Genomic DNA, 4,086 nt, shown 5'->3' on the forward strand with positions numbered 1-4,086 from the left:
TGATCACCTCCTGCTCCTGCTCGGAGTCAAGGTTGAGCAGGGTCCGGCCGGTGACCAGCTCCGGGTCCACACCCGCGGCCCCGCCGAAGTCCTCCTCCTCGTCGACGGTGAAGAGCAGCTGCAGCGGGGGGTACGTCGCCTCGTGGGCCAGAGCCTCGGCTGCGACCGCCAGCGCGACGGCGACCCCGATCCCGTCGTCGGCGCCGAGCGTCGTACCGGGCGCCTGGACCCACCCGTCGACCACCACCGGGAACACCCCGTCGGTCGCCGGGTCGGTGCCGGCTCCGGCGTCGGCCTCGCAGACCATGTCGAGGTGGGCCTGGAGGACGACCGGCTCGGCGTCCGAGGCCCCCGGGACGTGGGCGACCACGTTGCCCGCCCCGTCCACCGTCGCGTCCGCCCCGAGCGCGGTGAGCCGGTCGACCACGTGCGCCCGGGCCTGCTCCTCGTGCTTGGACCTGCGCGGGACGGCCGAGAGCGCGGCGAACTCCCGCCACACGCTCGCGGGTTCGAGCCCATCGGCCCAGGCCAGTCGCTCCGACATAGACGTCGATCATGGAGCCCCCGGCGGAGCCGCGCCACCCCTCGGGGTGGATCCCGCGCCGGGTGCCGTCGGCAGGGTTCCCCGAGACCGCCGGAAGTGGTTGTGTGATCAAGGGTCACATCCCGACCCAGGCGACCTGACCGGGAGGGTCTCATGAGGAAACTCGTCAGCATGGTCGCCGCCGCGGTACTGATGGGCGCGGGTCTCACCGCGACCAGTGCCGATGCGGCGTCCCCATCGCGTCACCACAGTGGCGCCGACTACACGCCACCACCCATCCAGTGGGGGGTGTGCCCGACCGCAAGCCTCAGGAACGCCGGCGCGACCTGCGGCATGCTCACGGTCCCGCTCGACTACAACAGGCCGAACGGCACCAAGATCCAGCTCGCGGTGTCCCGCATCCTGCACAAGACCTCGGATGCCGACGCCCAGGGCCCGATGCTCGTCAACCCCGGCGGCCCCGGCGGCTCCGGGCTCGGGCTGGCCCGGCTCGGCGCCTTCGTGCCGAACGGCGGCGGCGACCCCTACGACTGGATCGGCTTCGACCCGCGCGGCGTCGGCCGCAGCGTGCCCGCGCTGACCTGCGACGGCGACTACGCCGCACCCGGCCGGCCGAACTACGTGCCCGAGACGCAGGCCATCACGTCGTACTGGATGACCAAGACGATGGGCTACCAGCAGGACTGCGAGGAAGCCGGTGGCGCGCTGCTCGACCACCTGAAGACCACGGACGCGGCGCGTGACATGGACAGCCTGCGCAAGGCGCTCGGTGCCAGCAAGATCAACTACTACGGCTTCTCCTACGGGACCTACCTCGGCCAGGTCTACGCGACGCTCTTCCCCGACCGGGTCCGTCGCATGGTCTTCGACGGGGTCGTGAACCCGAAGGACGTCTGGTACGACGCGAACCTCGAGCAGGACAAGCAGTTCGACAAGAACATCGACACCTACTTCGACTGGGTCGCCGAGAACGACGCCACCTACCACCTCGGCACCGACGGTGCCGCGGTGCGGCAGATCTACTACGACGTCCTCGACCAGCTCACCACCGACCCGCAGGCCGAATTCGGGGCGGCGGACTGGAACGACGACTTCGTCCAGGCGGCCTACTACGTCTACGGCTGGGACGACCTCGCCCACGTGCTGGTCGCGGCGGCGCACGGCGACCTCGGGCCTGCCAAGGCGTTCTACGGCGACCCGACCGGGCCGGGTGCCGACAACGGCTACGCGATCTACCTGGCCGTGGAGTGCACCGACGCCCCGTGGCCGGACAAGTGGAAGACGTGGCAGCGCGACAACGACCGCATCTACGCCTTCGCGCCGTTCCTGACCTGGAACAACGCATGGTTCAACGCGCCGTGCCGCACCTGGTCGGCTCCCTCGGACAAGCCGGTCAACGTCAAGGGCCAGCACGTCGCACCGATCCTGCTGATCTCGGAGACCGAGGACGCCGCGACGCCGTACGCCGGCGCGCTGGAGGTCCGCAAGCGGTTCCCGAAGTCGGTCCTCATCGAAGGGGTCGGCGGCACGACCCACGCAGGCTCGCTCTCCGGAGTCGCATGCACCGACGACCGGATCGCGGACTACCTGCTCACCGGAGCGCTGCCGGCCCGCGTGTCCGGCCAGAACCGGTCGGACGTGCAGTGCGACCCGGTGCCACCGCCGACGCCGACGCCCGTGGCGGCCGCCCGGGCCAAGGTCTCGTCGACCGCGACCGATGCGAACCTCGGCAGGCTGCGTGACCTGATCGTCGACGCGTTCGATCTTCGCTGAGGTCACTGCGGATGGCCGCAGCCGCAAGCCGGCTGCGGCCGTCCGGCTGTGCGCTGATGGAACCCGCGGACCGGCAGCGTGCGCCCGGGAGAGGGTCCGGGTGCAGAGGTCGGCGTACGCCTGCATCCCCGGGTGGCGCCATCTGCTCGATCGGGAACGAGTGCTGACCAGTGCTCTACCCGAGCGATCAGCCTGCGATGCTGCCGCCCCATGGTCCGTGCTGGTCGCTATCCCCAGGCTTCTTCCCTCTGGGCTCTGCATGGTCCGGGGTGCGACCGCTGCTCCTCCACCAGAGGGCGGCCACGACGCCTAGCACGACGATCACGAGCACCCATACCCACCAGTCCATGTTCCCTCCCGGTGTTGCGCAGGAACGTTGATGGTCTCGCACCCGAGCGGACCGTGTCGATGATCCGACATCTGACCGACACGCGGGGAGCGGATCTCGCCGGAATACCGGCTCTGAACTGCGAAAACGTTGGTGGGCGATACTGGGTTCGAACCAGTGACCTCTTCGGTGTGAACGAAGCGCGCTACCACTGCGCCAATCGCCCTTGCGACCGCCGATGCTAGCCCATCACCCGACCGTCTCGAGCATCGTCGCCTCGTGCTCGCGCCAGGTTTCCTGCACCGCCTTGGTGACCGGCCCGGAGGCCGGCAGCTCGACGTCGTCCCACGCACTGACCGGCTGGGCGTCCCTGGTGGTGGAGGCCAGGAACACCTCGCTCGCCGCGCGCACGGCGTCGATCGGCTCGTCGACCTCGCGGCCGCCGTACCACTCGAGGACCAGCCCCCGGGTCACCCCGGCCAGGCACCCGCTGTCGAGCGTCGGCGTGCGCAGCTCGCCGTCGACGACGTAGAAGACGTTGGTGCCGGTCCCCTCGCAGAGGTTGCCGGCCAGGTTGGCCATCACCGCCTCGCCGGCGCCCCGCGCGGAGGCGTGGGCGAGCATCACGACGTTCTCGGCGTACGACGTGGTCTTGAGCCCGGCCAGCGCGCCCCGCTCGTTCCGCGGCCACGGCACGGTCGCCACCCTCGTCGACCGGTCCGCCTCGGGCAGCGCTGCCGCAACCACGACAAGCGTCGGCTCGCCGTCCCCCCGCCCGCTCCCCAGCGGCGCCGGTCCCGCCGTGTAGGTGATCCGGATCCGGCTCAGCGGCTCCTCGGTGCCCCGCAGCACCTGCCCCACCGCGCTGCGGATCCGGTCCAGGTCAGGCTCGGGCAGCCCCAGCCCCGCGGCACTGTGCTGAAGCCGCTCCAGGTGCCGGGTCAGAGCGAAAGGCCGCCCCCGCACCGCCTTGACCGCCTCGAACACCCCGTCCCCGACGGTCAGTCCGTGGTCGCTCACCGCCACCGCCGGCCCGGCCGGGTCCTCGAGCAGCCTGCCGTTCACCCACGCGCGCACCGCTTCATTCTGCCGATGCCCGCGGTGGCTGAGGTGCGAGGCGCCCCGGCGCCGAGCCTCGAAGCCCCCGCAGCCCGCGCTGGCAAGCACCCGCTCCGGTAGCTGAGGTGGGAGGCGCCCGGCGCCGACCTCGAAGCCTCCGCGACGACGGCACCCGCCCGCACCGCCCACGGTGGCTGAGGTGCGAGGCGCCCCGGCGCCGAGCCTCGAAGCCTCCGCAGCGACGCTGGGACTCACCCTGCGCGCCAAGTTTGTACGCCGGAGAGCATCGGCTAAGGTTCTGACGCACTTCGAGCACGGGAGACCGGCGCTCGGAGGCAGGCGGACGTAGCTCAGTTGGTAGAGCGCAACCTTGCCAAGGTTG

The 4,086-nt window shown here is 71.1% G+C and carries 3 protein-coding genes and 1 tRNA gene; 1 reads left to right on the top strand and 3 read right to left on the bottom strand.

Annotated elements, in window-relative coordinates:
• Window positions 1–544: M28 family peptidase (locus VFV89_RS19750; RefSeq protein WP_329707686.1), on the bottom strand; the 544-nt coding region annotated here is incomplete at its 3' end.
• 153 nt (window positions 545–697) lie between these two features.
• On the opposite strand from VFV89_RS19750, the gene VFV89_RS19755 reads away from it, so the two are divergent.
• Entirely contained in the window at window positions 698–2,317 is a 1,620-nt protein-coding gene (locus VFV89_RS19755; protein WP_329707687.1) for an alpha/beta hydrolase, read from the top strand.
• A 479-nt stretch (window positions 2,318–2,796) separates the two neighbouring features.
• Here the strand turns inward: VFV89_RS19755 and VFV89_RS19760 are convergent.
• A tRNA-Val gene (locus VFV89_RS19760) sits at window positions 2,797–2,871 on the bottom strand.
• Window positions 2,872–2,894: 23 nt separating this feature from the next.
• On the bottom strand, window positions 2,895–3,722 hold the full coding sequence (locus VFV89_RS19765) for an aminodeoxychorismate lyase (RefSeq protein ID WP_329707688.1): 828 nt from the start codon (window positions 3,720–3,722) through the stop codon (window positions 2,895–2,897).
• Window positions 3,723–4,086: the final 364 nt, after the last annotated feature.

Source organism: Nocardioides sp. (assembly GCF_036274455.1).
Lineage (GTDB): Bacteria > Actinomycetota > Actinomycetes > Propionibacteriales > Nocardioidaceae > Nocardioides.